This is a genomic window from Pantoea sp. CCBC3-3-1 (assembly GCF_007981265.1).
Taxonomy (GTDB): Bacteria; Pseudomonadota; Gammaproteobacteria; order Enterobacterales; family Enterobacteriaceae; genus Erwinia.
Genome location: NZ_CP034363.1, coordinates 2,001,747 through 2,019,166, shown reverse-complemented (window position 1 = coordinate 2,019,166; position 17,420 = coordinate 2,001,747). Strand labels below are relative to the sequence as shown.

19 protein-coding genes are annotated in these 17,420 nt (G+C 52.9%); 13 read left to right on the top strand and 6 right to left on the bottom strand.

The annotated features are described in order from the left end of the window. Positions 1-29: 29 nt before the first annotated feature. A complete protein-coding gene (slyA, locus tag EHV07_RS09655; RefSeq protein WP_305790949.1) occupies positions 30-473 on the bottom strand; it encodes a transcriptional regulator SlyA in 444 nt (147 codons plus the stop codon). 143 nt (positions 474-616) lie between these two features. Between slyA and EHV07_RS09650 the strand changes: the two genes are divergently transcribed. The 3 genes from EHV07_RS09650 to EHV07_RS09640 are packed head-to-tail and all read left to right on the top strand — an operon-like array spanning position 617 to position 3,707. After that, complete coding sequence (locus tag EHV07_RS09650) at positions 617-856, top strand: DUF1656 domain-containing protein (protein ID WP_147197349.1); 240 nt, start codon at positions 617-619, stop codon at positions 854-856. Beyond that, a complete protein-coding gene (locus EHV07_RS09645) occupies positions 853-1,710 on the top strand; it encodes an HlyD family secretion protein (RefSeq protein ID WP_147197347.1) in 858 nt (285 codons plus the stop codon). Before EHV07_RS09650 ends, EHV07_RS09645 begins: the two co-directional genes overlap by 4 nt. Beyond that, positions 1,707-3,707: an FUSC family protein gene (locus tag EHV07_RS09640; protein WP_147197345.1), complete on the top strand. Its 2,001-nt coding sequence runs from the start codon at positions 1,707-1,709 to the stop codon at positions 3,705-3,707. Before EHV07_RS09645 ends, EHV07_RS09640 begins: the two co-directional genes overlap by 4 nt. A 50-nt stretch (positions 3,708-3,757) precedes the next feature. On the opposite strand, the gene hiuH is transcribed toward EHV07_RS09640, so the two are convergent. Beyond that, the gene (gene hiuH / locus EHV07_RS09635) at positions 3,758-4,162 is read right to left on the bottom strand and encodes a hydroxyisourate hydrolase (RefSeq protein ID WP_147197343.1); all 405 of its coding nucleotides are present in this window, start codon (positions 4,160-4,162) and stop codon (positions 3,758-3,760) included. 134 nt (positions 4,163-4,296) lie between these two features. On the opposite strand from hiuH, the gene hprR reads away from it, so the two are divergent. Continuing rightward, complete coding sequence (gene hprR / locus EHV07_RS09630) at positions 4,297-4,977, top strand: response regulator transcription factor HprR (protein ID WP_147197341.1); 681 nt, start codon at positions 4,297-4,299, stop codon at positions 4,975-4,977. Continuing rightward, positions 4,970-6,337, top strand: coding sequence for a heavy metal sensor histidine kinase (locus EHV07_RS09625; RefSeq protein ID WP_147197339.1), 1,368 nt, complete (start codon positions 4,970-4,972; stop codon positions 6,335-6,337). The genes hprR and EHV07_RS09625 overlap by 8 nt, the downstream gene beginning before the upstream one ends. A 108-nt stretch (positions 6,338-6,445) precedes the next feature. Here EHV07_RS09625 and sodC read toward each other — a convergent pair whose 3' ends face one another. Further along, positions 6,446-6,964: a superoxide dismutase family protein gene (sodC, locus tag EHV07_RS09620; protein WP_147197337.1), complete on the bottom strand. Its 519-nt coding sequence runs from the start codon at positions 6,962-6,964 to the stop codon at positions 6,446-6,448. A gap of 90 nt (positions 6,965-7,054) precedes the next feature. After that, positions 7,055-7,294: a DUF1289 domain-containing protein gene (locus EHV07_RS09615; protein ID WP_147197335.1), complete on the bottom strand. Its 240-nt coding sequence runs from the start codon at positions 7,292-7,294 to the stop codon at positions 7,055-7,057. Positions 7,295-7,517: 223 nt separating this feature from the next. Between EHV07_RS09615 and eptA the strand changes: the two genes are divergently transcribed. The 5 genes from eptA (at position 7,518) to rnt (ending at position 12,219) form a co-directional block, all read left to right on the top strand. Beyond that, a complete protein-coding gene (gene eptA / locus EHV07_RS09610) occupies positions 7,518-9,149 on the top strand; it encodes a phosphoethanolamine transferase EptA (protein ID WP_147197334.1) in 1,632 nt (543 codons plus the stop codon). 46 nt (positions 9,150-9,195) lie between these two features. Further along, a complete protein-coding gene (locus EHV07_RS09605; protein WP_147197332.1) occupies positions 9,196-9,789 on the top strand; it encodes a TetR/AcrR family transcriptional regulator in 594 nt (197 codons plus the stop codon). A gap of 42 nt (positions 9,790-9,831) precedes the next feature. Next, positions 9,832-10,935: an alkene reductase gene (locus EHV07_RS09600; protein ID WP_147197330.1), complete on the top strand. Its 1,104-nt coding sequence runs from the start codon at positions 9,832-9,834 to the stop codon at positions 10,933-10,935. A 132-nt stretch (positions 10,936-11,067) separates the two neighbouring features. Continuing rightward, the gene (gene gloA / locus EHV07_RS09595; RefSeq protein WP_147197328.1) at positions 11,068-11,475 is read left to right on the top strand and encodes a lactoylglutathione lyase; all 408 of its coding nucleotides are present in this window, start codon (positions 11,068-11,070) and stop codon (positions 11,473-11,475) included. 102 nt (positions 11,476-11,577) lie between these two features. After that, entirely contained in the window at positions 11,578-12,219 is a 642-nt protein-coding gene (rnt, locus tag EHV07_RS09590; RefSeq protein WP_147197325.1) for a ribonuclease T, read from the top strand. Positions 12,220-12,274: 55 nt separating this feature from the next. Here rnt and EHV07_RS09585 read toward each other — a convergent pair whose 3' ends face one another. Continuing rightward, positions 12,275-12,613, bottom strand: a complete 339-nt coding sequence (locus EHV07_RS09585) for a Grx4 family monothiol glutaredoxin (protein WP_147197323.1) — start codon at positions 12,611-12,613, stop codon at positions 12,275-12,277. A 356-nt stretch (positions 12,614-12,969) separates the two neighbouring features. Here EHV07_RS09585 and EHV07_RS09580 point away from each other — a divergent pair, with 356 nt between their 5' ends. After that, positions 12,970-13,752 (top strand): C40 family peptidase, encoded by a 783-nt coding sequence (locus tag EHV07_RS09580; protein WP_147200582.1) that lies wholly within the window; start codon positions 12,970-12,972, stop codon positions 13,750-13,752. A 293-nt stretch (positions 13,753-14,045) separates the two neighbouring features. Then, positions 14,046-15,071: an HTH-type transcriptional repressor PurR gene (purR, locus tag EHV07_RS09575; protein ID WP_147197321.1), complete on the top strand. Its 1,026-nt coding sequence runs from the start codon at positions 14,046-14,048 to the stop codon at positions 15,069-15,071. 61 nt (positions 15,072-15,132) lie between these two features. Here the strand turns inward: purR and punR are convergent, their stop codons facing one another. Next, on the bottom strand, positions 15,133-16,041 hold the full coding sequence (gene punR, locus EHV07_RS09570; RefSeq protein WP_147197319.1) for a DNA-binding transcriptional activator PunR: 909 nt from the start codon (positions 16,039-16,041) through the stop codon (positions 15,133-15,135). A 111-nt stretch (positions 16,042-16,152) separates the two neighbouring features. On the opposite strand from punR, the gene punC reads away from it, so the two are divergent. After that, positions 16,153-17,343 carry a purine nucleoside transporter PunC gene (gene punC / locus EHV07_RS09565; RefSeq protein ID WP_147197317.1) on the top strand — a complete coding sequence of 397 codons (1,191 nt, stop codon included), beginning with the start codon at positions 16,153-16,155 and terminating at the stop codon, positions 17,341-17,343. Positions 17,344-17,420: the final 77 nt, after the last annotated feature.

Sequence of the window (17,420 nt, the reverse complement as noted above, 5' to 3'; positions counted from 1 at the left end):
GCGAAAGAACCGGCAAAAAGCCGGTTCTTTTATTCATCCCGGTTTTGTAGCTCCAGGATATTTTTTTCCAGACGGGCAATCAGCGTCACCATTTTGTCGATCTCCTGTTGGGAGATACCCGATAAAATATCGTCTCGGGTGGCATCAATTACATGTTCAACCTGAGTGATAATCGGTGCAGCTTCTTCTGTCAGTTTAATCCGCTTTGCGCGGCGATCGCTGGCGCAGGTTGTACGCGTAATCAGCCCTTTTTCTTCCAGCTGATCCAGCGTGCGTACCAGAGAGGGCTGTTCAATACCAATGGCCTTGGCCAGCTGGATTTGCGACTGCTCAGGCGGCAGCTGATGGATATTATGCAGCGTTACCCAATGTGTTTGCGTCAGTTCCAGCGGTTTTAACCGTTGATCGATTAAAGAACGCCAGATGCGCACCAGTCTTGCCAGGTCCGTTCCTAAGGGGGTATCCAATTTCATCTCCTTATAATTAGCTTGCTAGCTATCAAGCTTGATTCTAGACTATTCTGCGAGTTTACAGGACAAAATACAAATTCATCCGCCATGAAACTGTATTGCTAACCCGGCCCGTAACACGCGATCCGGCAAGAGGGAATCACTCCGTGGGCAACGCGCATTCAAACTCCGCATCACCACTGACCGACCTGGTATTTGGCGCGTCAGTCTATTTTCCACCGCTGTTTAAAGCCGTGCTGTTAGGTTTTTTCTTCTGGTTACTGATCCATCCGCTGTTACGCAACTGGATCTACTCCGGGGAGATCTGGCATCCCACCCTGTTAGATCTTTCTCTGTTTATTCTTTGCGTCAGCGCTTCGCTGTGGCTTCTCCTGGTGATCGTATGAAATTCAGCACGTTAAAATACTTCTCCACCCTGATTTTTTTTGCCGCTGCGCTTCTTGCCGGCTGGTGGCTGTGGAATTACTACATGCAGTCTCCCTGGACGCGGGACGGTAAAGTTCGCGCCGAGCTGGTCAATATCACCCCGCAGGTTTCCGGGCGGATCGCGCAGTTGCCGATAAAAGATAATCAGTACGTCACTCAAGGCAGCAAGCTGATGACGCTGGATGATGAGCCTTTTCGCATTGCCGTTCTGAACGCCGAGTCGGGGCTGGCGAAGGCGCAATCTGATCTGTTGAAGGCGCAGCACGAAGCTCGCCGACGTCAGAATCTCCCGCGCAATGTCATTTCCGCGGAAGATCTGGATGCGGCGAATCTCAATGCTAAAGCGATGGAGGCTGCGGAGAAGGCGGCGCAGGCCGAGCTGGAGCAGGCTAAATGGAATCTTTCGCAAACGCAGATTTATGCACCGGCCGACGGCTGGATCAGTAATCTGGTGGTGCGGCCCGGCAATTATGCCACCAGCGGGACGCCGATTGTGGCACTGGTCGACAGCCACTCTTTCTACGTGATGGGCTATTTTGAAGAAACCAAGCTACGCCATATTCGTGCCGGTTATAAAGCGTCCATTCGCTTATACAGCGATAATCGGGAACTGACGGGCGAAGTGGAGAGTATTGGCCGGGCCATTTACGATCAGAGCGTTGAAACCGACAGCGGGCTGATCCCGGATATTAAGCCTAACGTTCCCTGGGTGCGTCTTGCGCAGCGAGTGCCGGTGCGTATCCGGCTGACTGGGGTGCCCAAAGATTTGCCGCTGGTCGCTGGCACCACCTGCAGTATTTCCATTCAACCATGAATCTTAGCTGGCTGGAGTGGCAGCAGCTGCCATGGATTAAGGCCACGCCGGGACAATGGCGCTATGCGTTACGCAACGCCATTGCCATGTGTCTGGCGCTGAGCATCGCCTATGGTCTGGATTTGGATGAACCTTACTGGGCAATGACCTCTGCCGCCGTGGTGAGTTTTCCTACCTTAGGCGGGGTGATCGGCAAAAGTTTGGGTCGCATTGCCGGCAGCCTGATGGGGGCAGCCGCCGCACTGCTGATTGCCGGACATACGTTGAATGAACCCTGGCTGTTTGCCCTGGCCATCGCCTCCTGGCTGGCACTCTGTACCTGGATCCAAAACCACTATCAAAATAATGTCGCCTACGCTTTCTCGCTTGCAGGCTATACAGCAGCGATCATTGCCTTTACCACGGTGAACGTTACCGATATTAGCGACCTGTGGGATATTACTCAGGCCCGCGTCTGTGAAGTGATTTCCGGCATCCTGTGCGGCGGGCTGATGATGATGATTTTGCCCAGCACCTCCGATGGAGACACCCTGATAACATCGCTGAAGGAGATGCACGGTCGCCTGCTGGAGCATGCTAACCTGCTGTTGCAGCGTGAAACCACCGATAATGTTCGCAGCGCGCATGAAAACGTTATTGGGCAGATTTTGACCATGAATCTGCTGCGCATTCAGGCTTTCTGGAGTCACTATCGCTTTCGGCGTCAAAACCATGTCCTTAACTATGTGCTTCATCAGCAGCTGCGGCTGACCAGCGTGATTTCCAGCCTGCGGCGGATGCTGCTCAACTGGCCCGATCCTCCTGAAATCGTCTTCACCGCCCTTCAGCAACTGTTGACCGAACTGGCGCGCAGCGACTGCGATAAATATCAGCTCGCCCGCATCCTGGCGAGCGCGGCACCACAAGATAAAGGCGATTACCGCCATCATGCCTTCTGGCATCGGCTGCGCTACTTTTGCTGGCTGTATCTGAATGTCAGCCGCTGGCTACGCCAGTTCGAACGGGCCGATGCCGACACCTTGCTTTCGCCTCCGCCGGTTCCCGCATTAGCACGGCACAGCGACAGCGCTGAAGCCAGCTGGAGTGCGTTACGCACTTTTGTTGTCATCGTGTTGGGCTGCGCGTTTACGATTACCACCCAGTGGGATTCAGGCGATGCTGCACTGACTCTCGCCGCTATCAGCTGCGTGCTGTATTCTTCGGTGCCCTCGCCCACCAGCAGCGTTTCGCTGCTGCTTAAAACGCTGCTGCTGCTGTCCGTTTTCAGCTTTATCATCAAATTTGGCCTGATGGTACAGGTCAGCGTGCTGTGGCAGTTTTTACTTTTTCTGTTCCCGCTGCTGATTACGCTTCAGCTGTTTAAGCTGCAACAGAAAAAGCGTGCCAGCCTGTGGGCGCAGCTGATTGTCTTCGGCGGCTCGTTTTTAGCGGTGACGAATCCACCTGATTACGATTACCAAAGCTTTCTTAACGATAACATTGCTAAAGTTTGCGGCGTGCTGCTGGTTTGGGTGGCGTTTCAGATTTTGCGGCCCAGCTCGGATAAACGCCGCAGCCGCCGTCATATACGCGCGCTCAGAAGGGAGTTTCTCGATCAGCTAAGCCGGCGGCCGCAGCGCAACCAGAGTCATTTTGAATCGCTGATTTACTATCGGGTTAATCAGCTGAACAATAGTCGGGATGAACCGGCCCGCATCTGGCTTTTACGCTGGGGCGTGGTGTTGCTGAACTGCTCACATATCGTCTGGCAGCTGCGGGAATGGCAAACGGATTCCGCAACGCTTGCTATGCTGCGTGATGCCACACTGCGTAATCTGCAACAAATTATCAGCGTGAAGGGCGTGCAGCAGGATCCGCTGGATAACACCCTTAATGAACTCCAAACCATTGTTACCACGCTGGCGGCGGGCCATACTGCAAATGAGACGGAGCTGGCCGGGATCGTCTGGCGACTCTACTGCTCGCTCTCTCAGCTGCGTGTGGCACTACCTCAGTAAGCCGGCCGGTTTCATCCGGCAGGATAATTCCGGTAGCACGCTTTATACACTCAGCTTCCGCGATAGGTGGAATAGCCATACTGACTCAACAACAGAGGAACGTGATAATGCTCCCCGGTGTTGGTGATATGAAATTCCACGGGGATTTCCGGGAAGAAGCTCTCCATGTGCTGTGCCGAGAAATATTTTCCCGTCTGGAACACTACCCGGTAATCGCCGGCAGCCGCTGGCTGCGCTGGCCACAACGCGGGAATACGGCCTTCTTGATCCGTGGTTGCTGCATTAAGCTTTTTCCAGCCATCACTCTGCTTTTGTTCGAGGGTAACTTCCACGCCAGAAGCGGGTTTGCCAGTCTGCTGGTTAAGGATATGGACGCTTAACAGATTTTTGGCCTGACCCAGCGCGGGCAGCGACAGTGCCATAACAAGAGCGGTAAAGATGAGGTTCTTTTTCATTTTTGGTTTCCATTATTTTCGACCAGTACAGCATAACCTGCAACGGATACCGTCCACCTGACAGCAGCATGACATTATTGTCATATTGCGCTAATCAGCAGGACAAATTACTGACCCCATGGCAGACTTGCCTGATGAAAATACTCCTCATTGAAGACAACCAAAAAGCCCGTGACTGGGTAAGTAAAGGACTACAGGAAGCGGGTTACGTAGTGGACGCGGTGGGTGATGGACGAGACGGCCTGCACCTTGCGCTGGAAGGGAACTATAGCCTGATCGTTCTGGATATTATGCTGCCAGGCCTGGACGGGTGGCAGATACTGCAACTGCTCAGAACCACCCGCCCGGTTCCGGTTATTTGTCTTACGGCAAGAGACTCCGTAGACGATCGAATCCGTGGTCTGGAACTGGGTGCCAACGATTATCTGGTGAAACCCTTCTCTTTTGCTGAGCTTCTGGCTCGCGTACGTTCGCAGCTGCGGCAACATAATGTCGCCGATACGACATTAAAAGTGGCGGATTTGGAAATGGATTTAGTGCGGCAATCCGTGATCCGGGAAGGAAAAAGTATCGCATTAACCCGACGAGAATTTGCGCTACTGTGGCTGCTGGCTACCCGGGCCGGGGAGATCGTGCCACGAACGTTAATTGCCAGTGAAGTATGGGGCATTAACTACGATAACGAGACCAATACCGTCGACGTCGCTATCCGCCGGTTACGCCGTAAGATGGACGACCCTTACAGGCATAAACTGATTACCACCGTGCGTGGTATGGGATATTGCCTGTCGGCGAATGGGGAACGGAATGCTTAGGATATCCCTGACGCTCAGGCTGACGATAGTCTTTATTGTCCTTGTTACGCTGGCCTGCACCGGCATCACCTTTACGCTATATCGGGCGCTGGAAAATGAGCTGATATGGCGTGACGAGCAGACGCTGATTAACCGTGGCGCTCAGCTGAGACAACTCCTGCTGGATGGTGCTGAACCTGCTTCGTTACCGCTTTACTTCAACCGTATGGTTGATACCCACCAGGATATTCTTGTCATTCATCCTGCACGGGGCAAGGATGTGGCTATCAACCATACGGGCATCACGCTGCCCCCGGTTGCGACTTTACCTGTAGAACAGGCTGCAACGGCCAGGGCGCTTTATCGCTCGCGGGTTAATAACGGCGATGAAATCACTATTCTGGGTCTGCAGGGCAGTTTTGACGGCCTGCCGGTCACTATTGTTGTAGCCAGAATAAACAGTGAAAGAGCCAGGGTTCTGGCCAGCTATCGGCAAAAGAGTTTTTTTGTCAGCCTTGCGGCGGTGTTGCTGAGCGCCATTCTCAGCCCCCTGCTTATTCGCCGGAGTTTACGGGCAATAAAGATGCTCAGTGAAATTACCGCGACGACAAAGGCGGACCAGCTAAATCAGCCAGTGCCGGTTAGCACACTGCCTGCCGAACTCCTGCCGCTGGGCAATGCGATGAACGTAATGCGCCACCGGCTGGCCGAAGACTTTGCTCGTCTGAACCAGTTCGCCGACGATCTCGCCCATGAGCTCCGCACGCCCGTTAATATTCTGTTAGGGCAAAATCAGGTGGCGCTTATTCAAAAACGCACACCCGAACACTACCAGCAGCTCATTGAGGGCAATATCGAAGAGCTGGAAAACCTGTCACGGCTGACGGATAACATTCTTTTTTTATCACGTGCAGATCATCACAATATCACTCTGCAAAAAGCGCATTGGCCGTTACACGATATGCTGGAGAACATTATCGATTTCATGGACTCTCTGGCTGAGGAGCATACTGTCAGCCTGAACCTGGACGCTTCGGGGTGGGTCTTTGCGGATAAGATACTTTTCCAGCGAGCAGTAATAAATTTGTTAACTAACGCTATCCGGCATGCACCCATGCAGAGTCAAATCACCCTTCGTGCCCGCTCAGATTATACTGCCGCCGAAGTGCAGGTTAGTAATCAGGGTCTGCCATTAACCGAGACTGAGAAGCTTTTCCGACGATTTTGGCGAGGAGACAACTCACGTCATACGCCCGGTTCCGGTCTTGGGCTCTCGCTGGTTAGTGCCATTGCGAAACTTCATGACGGGCGGTGCTGGTATCAACATTGCCGGGGGGAAAATGTTTTTGGAATCAGCTTCACTAATCACATTGATAAATAAAATAACGGCAGAAAACGGCCCTCTGACAGACCGCTTTCTGGCATTCACTCACTTCACTGCTGTCCATTTTCGCTTCTTTTAGCGAAAAAAATGTTGTGCAGCCGTTATTCAGATAACGCCACAGGCAAATCTTCCGCCTCCGCCGCCCAACGGTTGAGGATGATCGGAATGGTTATCGCCACCCACGTGCACCATCAACGCTTTACCTTTTACTTCCGACAGTTTTTTAAGGCGGGGTGCAAGAACAGGATACGTTGAGGTGCCGTCATCCGTAACAAACAGTGCCGGTAAATCGCCTAAATGGCCGGGTTGCCATGGCCCCAGGTGCTTCCCGGTTTTTTCCGGGTCAAGATGTCCGCCCGCTGCGCCAGCGGCAACCACTTTACCGTCCGTTGTTTTCGGCTCGCAGCTCCCGTTAGCATGGACGTGAAAGCCGTGAATGCCCGGCGGTAGCGCTTTCAGCTGGGGCGTAAAACTCAGGCCGTAAGGTGTTTCATCAATGGTGACAAAGCCAATGCTCTCTCCGGCTCCTTTTTCGGTAGCCAGCTTGATCTCTACTTTTTCGCTGGCGGCATGCGCCAGCCCGCACAGCCCGAGAGATAACACCAGTAAATTAATGCGTTTCATACGCTTTCCTCAACAGTCTTTAAGAGCTTTAAGTCTGAACAGAATTCCGGAAAACGCCTGAAAAAAAGCGCATAAAGATAAGTAAAATTTTCAGAAAAGTGACGGCTGTTCAGGATCGGCCGGCGATTCAGGTTTATGGATGCGCTGCAATCTTTGATAGCGTAACCGACATAAACGCAGTATCTCGCGCTTTTGCGTATCGCTAAATGCCATCCAGTTAAAGCGCTCTTCCCGGCTACGCATGCACCCACGGCAGTAGCCTCGTTCGTCAGCCTGACAAATACCCCGGCAGGGACTGGGTACGGGAAAAAATTCTAATTGTTCGGCCACGTCGGCTCCCGGTTAGTGAACGCCCTTCTATTCAAGTTCCTCTGCGCGTTTCCGGCAAGTTAATCGTGACGCAAGTCGTCCAGGCCAACAAGCGTCTCGTTTGTGAACCCAATAACAGAGTTATAAATTTTATAATGGATCTGATAATTGTTTAGCAATTATTAAGGTTTAGTTAATGTAATACCGCTATGCTGATCGAAGAATCTTCCGTGACTGGGCTGCCATGAACCTGCTGAGAAAGTTACACTGTAACGAAAACACCTTTAACCTCTTAATGGCTTTTTTCTTTACCTTTATTCTTAATGCCGTTTTCCTCTTTCATGCCTGGGAAACGATTCCCTACCAGAAACTGCGGGACTATTTGTTCGCTGCTACGATCCCGCTGGTATTGTTCAGCGCCTTTTTATTTATTTTCAGCGTGGCTGCCCTGCCCTGGATACGTAAGCCCCTGCTGATGGTGCTGGTAATAGCCAGCGCGGCAGCAAACTATTTTATCTACAGTTTTGGCACGGTTATCGACACGAATATGATTCAGAACGTGTTTGAGACCGACATGCAGGAAGCGGCCGCATTGTTCAGTCTGCGTTACGTCATTTGGCTAATGGCCGCAGGCATAATACCCGCCCTGGCGATATTACTGGTAAAGATAAAAACCCGTCATCCCTGGTGGATGAATATCGCCTTTCGCGCTATAACCGCGCTGGTTTCCATATTGGTTATCTTGCTTGTCGCCGCATTATTCTATAAAGATTACGCGTCACTGGTGCGCAACAATAAAGGCCTGGTAAAAATGGTGACGCCCGCTAACGTGCTTAGCGGCATAGGTCATTATGCGGATAATCGCTGGTTTGCCGGGAATCAGACGCTGGTTAAAATCGGTGAGGATGCGCAAAAAGGCCCGCTGATTAGCGCCGAAAAGAAAAAGACCCTGGTGGTTTTTGTGTTGGGCGAAACGGCACGCGCAGAAAATTTTTCGCTCGGCGGCTATGCGCGGGAAACCAATCCAAAACTCAAGCAGGAGGGCGTCATATATTATCGCAATGCCACCTCCTGCGGCACGGAAACCGCCATCTCCGTGCCCTGCATGTTTTCCAATATGCCACGTGAGCATTACGACGCCAATCTTGCCCACCATCAGGAAGGCGTGCTGGATGTGATGGCCCATGCTGGCATCAATGTGCTCTGGCGTGAAAACGATGGCGGCTGCAAAGGCACCTGCAATCGCGTTCCCCATACCGATATGACCAAATGGCAGCTTAACGCCCTGTGTCAGGATGAATCCTGTCTGGATGACGTTTTGCTTTACCGGCTCAATCACTATATCGACAGCATTAAAGACGATACGGTGATCGTTTTGCATCAAATGGGCAGCCACGGCCCGGCCTACTTCCGCCGTTATCCCGCGACGATGCGCCAGTTCACGCCGACCTGCGACAGTAATCAAATTCAGGATTGCGATCATCAGGCGCTGGTTAATACCTATGATAATTCGATTCTTTATACCGACTCGATGCTGAGTGAGACAATCGGTCTGCTGAAATCTTACAGTGAGAAGTACAACGTGGCGCTAATTTATCTCTCTGACCACGGTGAATCGTTGGGAGAACATGGCATGTATCTGCATGGCGCCCCTTATGTTTTTGCCCCCTCCCAGCAAACCCATATTCCTTTGTTACTCTGGCTGTCGCCCGATTATCTGCGGACATATGGCATAAAAGAGCAGTGCTTACAGCAGGAAGCGCTCAGCTCAGATGTTTCACAAGACAATGTTTTTCATACGTTATTGGGCATGATGAACGTGCAAACGACGGTGTATCAGCCTTCACTTGATATGATCCGTTCGTGCCAGTCCTGAATCGGTGGATTTGTAACAGACCGATTGGTCTGTTACGCTACCTGCCATGAAGACGACCCGTTTTGATACTCGCGAACATATTCTGACCACTGGCGAACAGCTCTGCGTTCAGCGCGGCTTTCATGCCATGGGTTTGATTGAGCTGCTGAAGGTCGCGGGCGTGCCGAAGGGATCGTTTTATCACTATTTCGCGTCAAAAGAGGCGTTTGGCGTTGCTATGCTGGAGCGTTATTTTGCGCATTATCATCAGCAGCTGCGCGGCTACCTTGACGACCATCAGGGCGATCAGCGTCAGCGTGTTCTCGACTATTATCATCAGTCGTTGCAGACGTTCTGTCAGGAAAGCAGCTTTGCCGGCTGCCTGTCGGTTAAGCTTTCTGCCGAGGTTTGCGATCTCTCTGAACCCATGCGCATTGCGCTGGATGCCGGCTCTAAGGCGATAATTGCTACACTGACCTCTGCGCTACAGAAAGCGCAGCAGCAGCAAACATTGCAGCGGGTCAGTAATGCAGAAGATGTTGCACAAAACATTTATATGCTGTGGCTTGGCGCCAGCCTGCTGAGTAAAATTTCTCGCGACGTCAGGCCGCTGGAAAACGCCTGGCAGCAAATTAATCTGATGCTGCCAGCGCCGCTCTAAAAAAACGCTCGTTACTAGTCGACCGGTCTACCAGGAGTAACAATGAAACTGAATAAGCTTTTTACCCCGTTGAAAACCGGCGCGATCACCGTGCCTAACCGTGTATTTATGGCGCCCTTAACGCGTCTGCGCAGCATTGAGCCAGGCGATATCCCTACGCCCCTGATGGGCGAGTACTATCGCCAGCGCGCCAGTGCCGGGCTGATTATCACTGAAGCCACCCAAATCTCTTTCCAGGCTAAAGGTTATGCTGGTGCGCCTGGGCTGCACACGTCCGAACAAATTGCGGCCTGGAAAGCGATTAATGCGGGTATCCATGCAGATGGCGGACACAGTGCGGTACAGCTGTGGCACACCGGCAGAATTTCTCACACCAGCGTACAGCCAGAAGGTCAGGCTCCGGTTTCCGCTTCTGCCATTAACGCTGAAACCCGCACGTCATTGCGTGATGAAAAAGGCCAGGCCATTCGTGAAGCGACCTCTACACCTCGCGCGCTGGAACTCAATGAGATCCCGGGCGTGATTAATGATTTCCGTCAGGCAGTCATTAATGCTCGCGAAGCCGATTTCGACCTGGTTGAGCTGCATTCCGCTCACGGCTATCTGATCCATCAGTTCCTGTCACCCGCGTCTAATCAGCGCACCGACGCTTACGGCGGCAGCGTTGAAAATCGTACCCGCTTTGCGCTCGAAGTAGTGGATGCCGCGATTGACGGCTGGAGCGCAGACCGCGTTGGCATCCGTATTTCGCCATTGGGCCCGTTCAATGGTCTGGACAATGGTGAAGATCAGGAAGCCGCCGCGCTGTACTTTATTGCTGAGCTGGCGAAACGCAGGCTGGCTTATCTGCATATCTCGGAACCAGACTGGGCTGGCGGCAAGCCTTACAGCGAGGCTTTCCGTAAAGCTATCCGCCATGCTTACCCTGGCGTGATTGTTGGTGCTGGCGGTTATACGGCGGAGAAAGCCGAAGATTTGATCGAAAAAGGGCTGATTGATGCCGTTGCCTTTGGCCGCGACTATATTGCTAACCCGGATCTGGTTGAACGCCTGCAACAGGCAGCCCCGCTGAATGAGCAGCGCCCTGCCTTGTTCTATGGCGGCGATGCGGAAGGGTATACCGACTATCCGTCACTGGCCGACTGAACGTCAGCGGGCCAGCGCTGAGCGGCTCGCTGCACCCGATGAGATTTCCCGGCGTGATTATCGTCCGGGCGATTTCATCGCTATACTTGTTTCTTAGTTATCGGATGATAACGTTTTTTTAAAGAGGATGTTATGCGCTTACTTCACACCATGCTGCGCGTTGGCGATCTGCAACGCTCCCTTGATTTTTATACCAAAGTTTTAGGTATGCGCCTGCTGCGTACCAGCGAAAATGCTGAATACAAATATACGCTGGCGTTTGTTGGTTATACCGAAGAAAGCGAAGGCGCGGTCATTGAACTGACCTACAACTGGGGCACTGAGAAGTATGACCTGGGTAACGCTTACGGCCATGTCGCACTGGGCGTGGATGACGTCGCAGCGACCTGCGAACGCATTCGTAAGGATGGCGGCAACGTCACTCGTGAAGCAGGCCCGGTTAAAGGCGGCACCACGATTATCGCCTTCGTGGAAGATCCGGATGGCTACAAAATCGAACTGATTGAGAACAAGCACGCGGGTCACGGCCTGGGCGCTTAATCTTTCGGGGCGCCATTATGGCGCCCTTCTTCCTTCCTCTGCTGCATCCCGCCGTGAAATTTGCCATAATACGCGCTGCAATTTTTCCCCTGTGAGATCCTGATGTCTGAATCGAACCAACTGAACGCCCTCAGCAGCCGTTTTCGCGGTTTTTATCCGGTAGTCATTGATGTGGAAACCGCCGGTTTCGACGCCAAAACCAATGCATTGCTGGAAGTCGCCGCCGTTACGCTAAAAATGGACAGCGATGGCTGGCTGGAGAAAGACGAAACGCTGCATTTCCACGTCGAGCCGTTCGAAGGTTCCGTTCTGCAACCTGAAGCGCTGGCATTTAACGGTATTGACCCGTCGAATCCGTTGCGTGGTGCAGTCAGCGAATACGAAGCCCTACACGCTATTTTTAAACTGGTACGTAAAGGGATTAAAGATCAGGGATGTAACCGCGCAATCATGGTGGCGCACAATGCCACTTTCGATCTGAACTTTATGAACGCAGCAGCGGAGCGTGCCGCGCTGAAACGTAACCCGTTCCATCCTTTCGTCACCTTTGATACCGCCGCGCTAAGCGGATTGGTACTGGGACAGACGGTGCTGGCAAAAGCCTGTACCGCAGCCGGTATGCCTTTTGACAGCGCTCAGGCGCATTCAGCCCTGTACGATACGGTGCAGACGGCCGATCTGTTTTGCGAGCTGGTTAACCGCTGGAAACGCCTTGGCGGCTGGCCGTTGCCACAGGCCGAATAACTGACATAAAAAAGGGCGGGAAAGCAATTTCCCGCCCTTTTCTTTACTGATGAACTTATTCAGCCGCGTCAGAAGGATGCTTTTGCGCGGTTTCTTTGATCAGCTGCTGCAGTTCGCCACGCTGATACATTTCGATGATGATGTCGCAGCCGCCAACCAGTTCGCCATCAACCCACAGCTGCGGGAAGGTTGGCCAGTTAGCGTATTTCGGTAGCTCGGCGCGAATTTCAGGATTTTGCAGGATATCCACGTAAGCAAAACGCTCGCCACAGGCAGAAAGCGCCTGAACGGCCTGTGCGGAGAAGCCGCAGCTTGGCAGTTTTGGTGAACCTTTCATGTACAGCAGAATCGGGTTTTCTGCTATCTGGCGCTCAATTTTTTCAATCGTACTCATAAATGGCTTCCTTTAAGAACTACATGTCTGTTAATTGTAGCGAGTCTGGCCCGTTGATGAAAACGTCATTTTCAGCAGGGTTTTACAGCTAACAAGGCGATGGCCTGCGTTAAAATACCATTTCCCAGCCATCTGGTGTGCTGACTTTAGAAAAAAACCGCGCGAAACTGCGCAGATAAGCAGCTGATTCGGCTAATTTTTACAGCTTTTACGTGTTATGTATTCTTGAAACAAAAAAGCCTAACCCTTTGGTAATGAGTTCGATTAGAATTGTCCGAGCTGTCTGCCCTGGCGCAGATATCCCTAATTATCCAGGCTCTGGCCGCTGGCGGGAGCACAAACTGTTAATGGTAACGATGCGTTCACTCATTACGCTTATCATGCTGGCCTTTGCGCAACTGTTCCTGAATATGGCACACGCATCGCCCCATGCTCCCGTCAATGCCAGCCACCATAAAGTGGACAGCAACACGGCGGCACGTGAAGACGATCGTCGCAAACGCCGCCCGGTAAAATCAACCGGCACGAAAAAAGTCAAAGAAGTCACCGCTAAAAAAGCCCGAACGCCCATCCTGAAGAAGTATAAATTTAAAAAGAAAACCGTTCAGACCGCTGCGCTTCCGCCTAAAAAACGCTATGGCCGTCACTCACGCCACCCGGAAGCGGCTGAATCGCTGACGGAAAATTCTGCTACAGCGCCCCTTAAGCTCAGCAAAGCGCACCGTGTTCGCTATCAGAAAGCGCGCGAAACCGCGATGAGCAAACTCATGGGCCAGCTCGGCAAACCTTACCAGTGGGGGGGGACATCGCCTAAAACCGGCTTCGACTGTAGCGGTCTGGTCTGGTATGCCTATAAAGATTTGGTGAAATTTAAAATTCCACGCACCGCTAATGAGATGTTCCATCTGCGTGACGCGGCGTCGATCAAACGCGATGAGCTGGAGAAAGGCGATCTGGTGTTCTTCCAGATTAACGGACGCGGAACCGCCGATCATGTTGGCGTTTACCTGGGGAATGGCAAATTTATTCAGTCACCGCGTACCGGCAAAGATATTCAGGTTACCGCCTTGAGCGAAGATTACTGGCAGCGTCACTACGTTGGCGCTCGTCGGGTAATGACGCCGAAAACCATTCGCTAACCGAGCCCGACGGGTTATACAAAGCATTAACACAGGCAAAGATTTTCCCCGTCGGGCCGTAAAAATCTCGTTTTCTCGCCCCAGCCTTGTTAGAATCCTTTTTTTGTTGCGCAACACGCCAGGAGGCCAGATTTTATCGGGCTCCGCGGCAGGCTTTTACCGCCTTTTTTTCCTTCCTGACGTATCCGGACCACAAAAAAAACGCCAACCAACGTCAGGTTTCTTTGTTACCAGGCAAACGTTTAACAAGATGCTTATCAGCAAGTTGCGATAGGCGCAGGAGTAGCTATTTCATGGCAACCATTAAAGATGTGGCTAAACGCGCCGGTGTCTCCACCACCACCGTGTCCCACGTCATCAATAAAACCCGCTTCGTCGCTGAAGAGACACGAGAAGCCGTCTGGGCTGCAATCAAAGCATTGCATTATTCCCCCAGCGCCGTGGCCCGTAGCCTGAAGGTGAACAATACCCGGACGATTGGCCTGCTTGCCACGTCCAGCGAAGCGCCCTATTTTGCCGAAATTATTGAAGCGGTGGAAAACAGCTGTTTTGCCAAAGGCTATACCCTGATCCTGGGTAATGCGCATAACGATTTGCAAAAACAGCAGGCCTACTTGTCAATGATGGCGCAGAAACGCGTCGATGGCCTGCTGGTGATGTGCTCGGAATATCCCGATGAGCTGATTCAGATGCTGGAAGATCATCGTAATATCCCTATGGTGGTGATGGACTGGGGCGAATCACGGGGTGATTTTACCGACACCGTGCTGGACAACGCGTTTGAAGGCGGCTATCTGGCTGGGCGCTATCTGATTGACCGGGGCCATCGCGATATTGGTGCCATTCCAGGCCAGCTGGAGCGCAACACCGGCGGCGGCCGCCATGCCGGTTTTCTGAAAGCGCTGGCAGAAGCGGGCATCACCCTGCGTGAGGAGTGGCTGGTGCAGGGCGATTTCGAGCCGGAATCCGGCTATCGTGCGATGCAGCAAATTCTTGCGCAAAAGCAGCGTCCTACCGCCGTATTCTGCGGCGGCGATATTATGGCTATGGGCGCAATTTGCGCAGCAGATGAGATGGGACTGCGTGTCCCGCAGGATATTTCGGTGATCGGTTATGACAACGTGCGCAACTCACGCTACTTTGCGCCTGCGCTAACCACCGTGCATCAGCCTAAAGAGCGACTGGGTGCAACCGCATTCAATATGCTGCTTGACCGCATCACCAGCAAGCGCGAAGAGCCCCAGACCATCGAAGTTCATCCAACGCTGATCGAGCGTCGCTCGGTCGCTGACGGCCCGTTTATGGATTACCGTCGCTAAGATTTTAGCCGGTTATCTGCTTTAATGCAGATAACCGGCGTTTCATTCTCACTCCGCCCGCTTACTCTTCCCGCAACCATTCGCTGTTCAGCGTTTCCGTTTCGCCGAGATAGTCCAGCAGCCAGCTCAGCGCCGGTGATGCCTGTTGTTCCGACCAGCTGACGCAGCAGGGGCTGTCAGGAAAAGCAGGATCCAGGGTAATTTCGCGTAGCGTGCCGTTGCGCAACAAAGGCTGAGCCAGATGGCCCGGCACCATGCCAACACACAGTCCCGCCAGCAAGCAGTCAAACGCACTCTGCCAGTCCGGCACCACCAGCCGTCGCTGGTTATCCAGCGTCCAGGTCGTCCTTTTGGGTAGCGCCCTTGAGGTATCTTCCAGCAACAGCGAAGGCCATTCGCGAATCGCGTCCTCGCTGACGTGTTCCAGCCGTTGCGCAAGCGGATGCGCGGCCTGTACCACACATCGCCAGTTCAACGCGCCCATATTGCGAAACGCAAAGCGACCGCCAACGGGTATCGCCTGGGTAGCGCCAATGGCCACGTCTACCCGACCATCTGCCAGCGCATCCCAGACGCCGTTAAAAACCTCATGCGCAAGATGCAGCTCCATATCGGGAAAGTGGCGATAAAAATCGACCACCAGCTGACGGGTTCGCTCGGCTTTAACAATGCGATCGACAGCAATATTCAGCTGACCACGCCAGCCGTTAGCGACCTGCTGGCACTGGCGGCGAGTGGCAAGCATTTTTTTGATGACAAGACGACCTTCCTGAATAAACACCCTACCCGCATCGGTTAGGGCGACATCACGGTGTCGTCTTTCAAACAGCGGAACCGCCAGCCACTCTTCCAGCTGACGGATGGTATAGCTGATAGCCGACGGAACACGGTGCAGTTCAGCCGCGGCGGCCGTAAAGCTGCCGGTTCGCGCAACCGCATCGACCACTTCAAGTGAATGTTCAGACCACATTTTCTGCCTGCAATATTTTTGAACGCAAGAAACAAATAATACCGTTTCACAACCCCTTTGGCACTCAATTAGACTCCTGCCTCTTTGGTAATAACGGATACAGAGCAAAAAATGCCTTCGAAAGGATTTATTATTTACCTGGCGCTGCTGAGCGTGGCAGGTTTTCTCGCGACCGATATGTACTTACCCGCGTTTGGTGCAATGCAGCAAGACCTGCAAACTCAGCCGGGTGCAATTAGTGCCAGCCTGAGCATATTTTTGGCGGGTTTTGCGCTGGCACAGCTTATCTGGGGCCCGCTTTCAGACCGAATTGGCCGTAAACCTGTGCTGCTGATGGGATTGTCGCTTTTCGCCGTAAGCTGCCTGGCGATGTGGTGGGTTGAATCTGCTACCGTGCTGCTGGTATTACGCTTTTTGCAAGCCGTAGGCATTTGTGCAGCGGCTGTTACCTGGCAGGCCCTGGTTGTCGATCGCTATCCGGCATCCGCTGCAAACCGCGTTTTTGCTTCCATCATGCCGCTGGTTGCGCTCTCCCCGGCGCTGGCCCCGCTATTAGGTGCCTGGCTGCTGAACCATTTTTCCTGGCGCGCTATTTTTCTGGTATTGATGCTGATCGCCTGCGTGCTGTTAGTCGCTACGGCTTTCCTCTCTCCCGCCAGGCCAAAAGCTGACGACAAGGCGGCAGCTAAAATCGGGTTTTTCACTCTGCTTAAGTCGCCTGTATGGAGCGGAAACGTCCTGATTTATGCCGCCTGTTCCGCCAGCTTTTTTGCCTGGCTAACCGGCTCGCCGTTCATCCTCGCCGAACTGGGCATGACGCCGGGCGATATCGGCCTGAGCTATGTTCCGCAGACGCTGGCGTTTCTGGTTGGCGGCTATGGCTGCCGCACGCTGTTGAAACATACCGAGGGTGCGTCGCTGCTGCCGTGGCTGCTGGCGATATATGCGCTGAGCGTAGGCGCGTTTTTTATCGCCGCTCAGGTTGAAGAGCCTTCCACTTACGCATTGCTGCTGCCGTTTTGCGGCATGGCGCTGGCGAACGGTGCTATCTATCCGGTTGTGGTTTCAAATGCGCTACTGCCGTTTCCTCAGGCCAGCGGCAAAGCAGCAGCGCTGCAAAATACGTTACAACTGGGGTTATGTTTTGTTGCAAGCCTGATTGTGTCTACGCTGATTACCACACCGTTGTTCACCACCTCGCTGGTGATGCTGTCAACGGTTATTCTGGCAGGCGCAGGCTATTTGTTACAGCGTACCCGGACGGTAAAAACCACTTTCTCCAGCGCCCACGGCGAAAGTTAAGCCGCTGAAAGTATTTAGTTAGCACCCTAACAATATGATATTGAATATTGCCTGGCGTGAGCATATACTCATTTTCA

What these genes read in the sequence shown, in the direction of transcription:
- slyA (WP_305790949.1), bottom strand. Translation starts at nt 473, where the DNA reads ATGAAATTGGATACCCCCTTAGGAACGGACCTGGCAAGACTGGTGCGC.
- EHV07_RS09645 (WP_147197347.1), top strand. Translation starts at nt 853, where the DNA reads ATGAAATTCAGCACGTTAAAATACTTCTCCACCCTGATTTTTTTTGCC.
- EHV07_RS09640 (WP_147197345.1), top strand. Translation starts at nt 1,707, where the DNA reads ATGAATCTTAGCTGGCTGGAGTGGCAGCAGCTGCCATGGATTAAGGCC.
- hiuH (WP_147197343.1), bottom strand. Translation starts at nt 4,162, where the DNA reads ATGAAAAAGAACCTCATCTTTACCGCTCTTGTTATGGCACTGTCGCTG.
- hprR (WP_147197341.1), top strand. Translation starts at nt 4,297, where the DNA reads ATGAAAATACTCCTCATTGAAGACAACCAAAAAGCCCGTGACTGGGTA.
- EHV07_RS09625 (WP_147197339.1), top strand. Translation starts at nt 4,970, where the DNA reads ATGCTTAGGATATCCCTGACGCTCAGGCTGACGATAGTCTTTATTGTC.
- sodC (WP_147197337.1), bottom strand. Translation starts at nt 6,964, where the DNA reads ATGAAACGCATTAATTTACTGGTGTTATCTCTCGGGCTGTGCGGGCTG.
- eptA (WP_147197334.1), top strand. Translation starts at nt 7,518, where the DNA reads ATGAACCTGCTGAGAAAGTTACACTGTAACGAAAACACCTTTAACCTC.
- EHV07_RS09605 (WP_147197332.1), top strand. Translation starts at nt 9,196, where the DNA reads ATGAAGACGACCCGTTTTGATACTCGCGAACATATTCTGACCACTGGC.
- EHV07_RS09600 (WP_147197330.1), top strand. Translation starts at nt 9,832, where the DNA reads ATGAAACTGAATAAGCTTTTTACCCCGTTGAAAACCGGCGCGATCACC.
- gloA (WP_147197328.1), top strand. Translation starts at nt 11,068, where the DNA reads ATGCGCTTACTTCACACCATGCTGCGCGTTGGCGATCTGCAACGCTCC.
- rnt (WP_147197325.1), top strand. Translation starts at nt 11,578, where the DNA reads ATGTCTGAATCGAACCAACTGAACGCCCTCAGCAGCCGTTTTCGCGGT.
- EHV07_RS09585 (WP_147197323.1), bottom strand. Translation starts at nt 12,613, where the DNA reads ATGAGTACGATTGAAAAAATTGAGCGCCAGATAGCAGAAAACCCGATT.
- EHV07_RS09580 (WP_147200582.1), top strand. Translation starts at nt 12,970, where the DNA reads ATGCGTTCACTCATTACGCTTATCATGCTGGCCTTTGCGCAACTGTTC.
- purR (WP_147197321.1), top strand. Translation starts at nt 14,046, where the DNA reads ATGGCAACCATTAAAGATGTGGCTAAACGCGCCGGTGTCTCCACCACC.
- punR (WP_147197319.1), bottom strand. Translation starts at nt 16,041, where the DNA reads ATGTGGTCTGAACATTCACTTGAAGTGGTCGATGCGGTTGCGCGAACC.
- punC (WP_147197317.1), top strand. Translation starts at nt 16,153, where the DNA reads ATGCCTTCGAAAGGATTTATTATTTACCTGGCGCTGCTGAGCGTGGCA.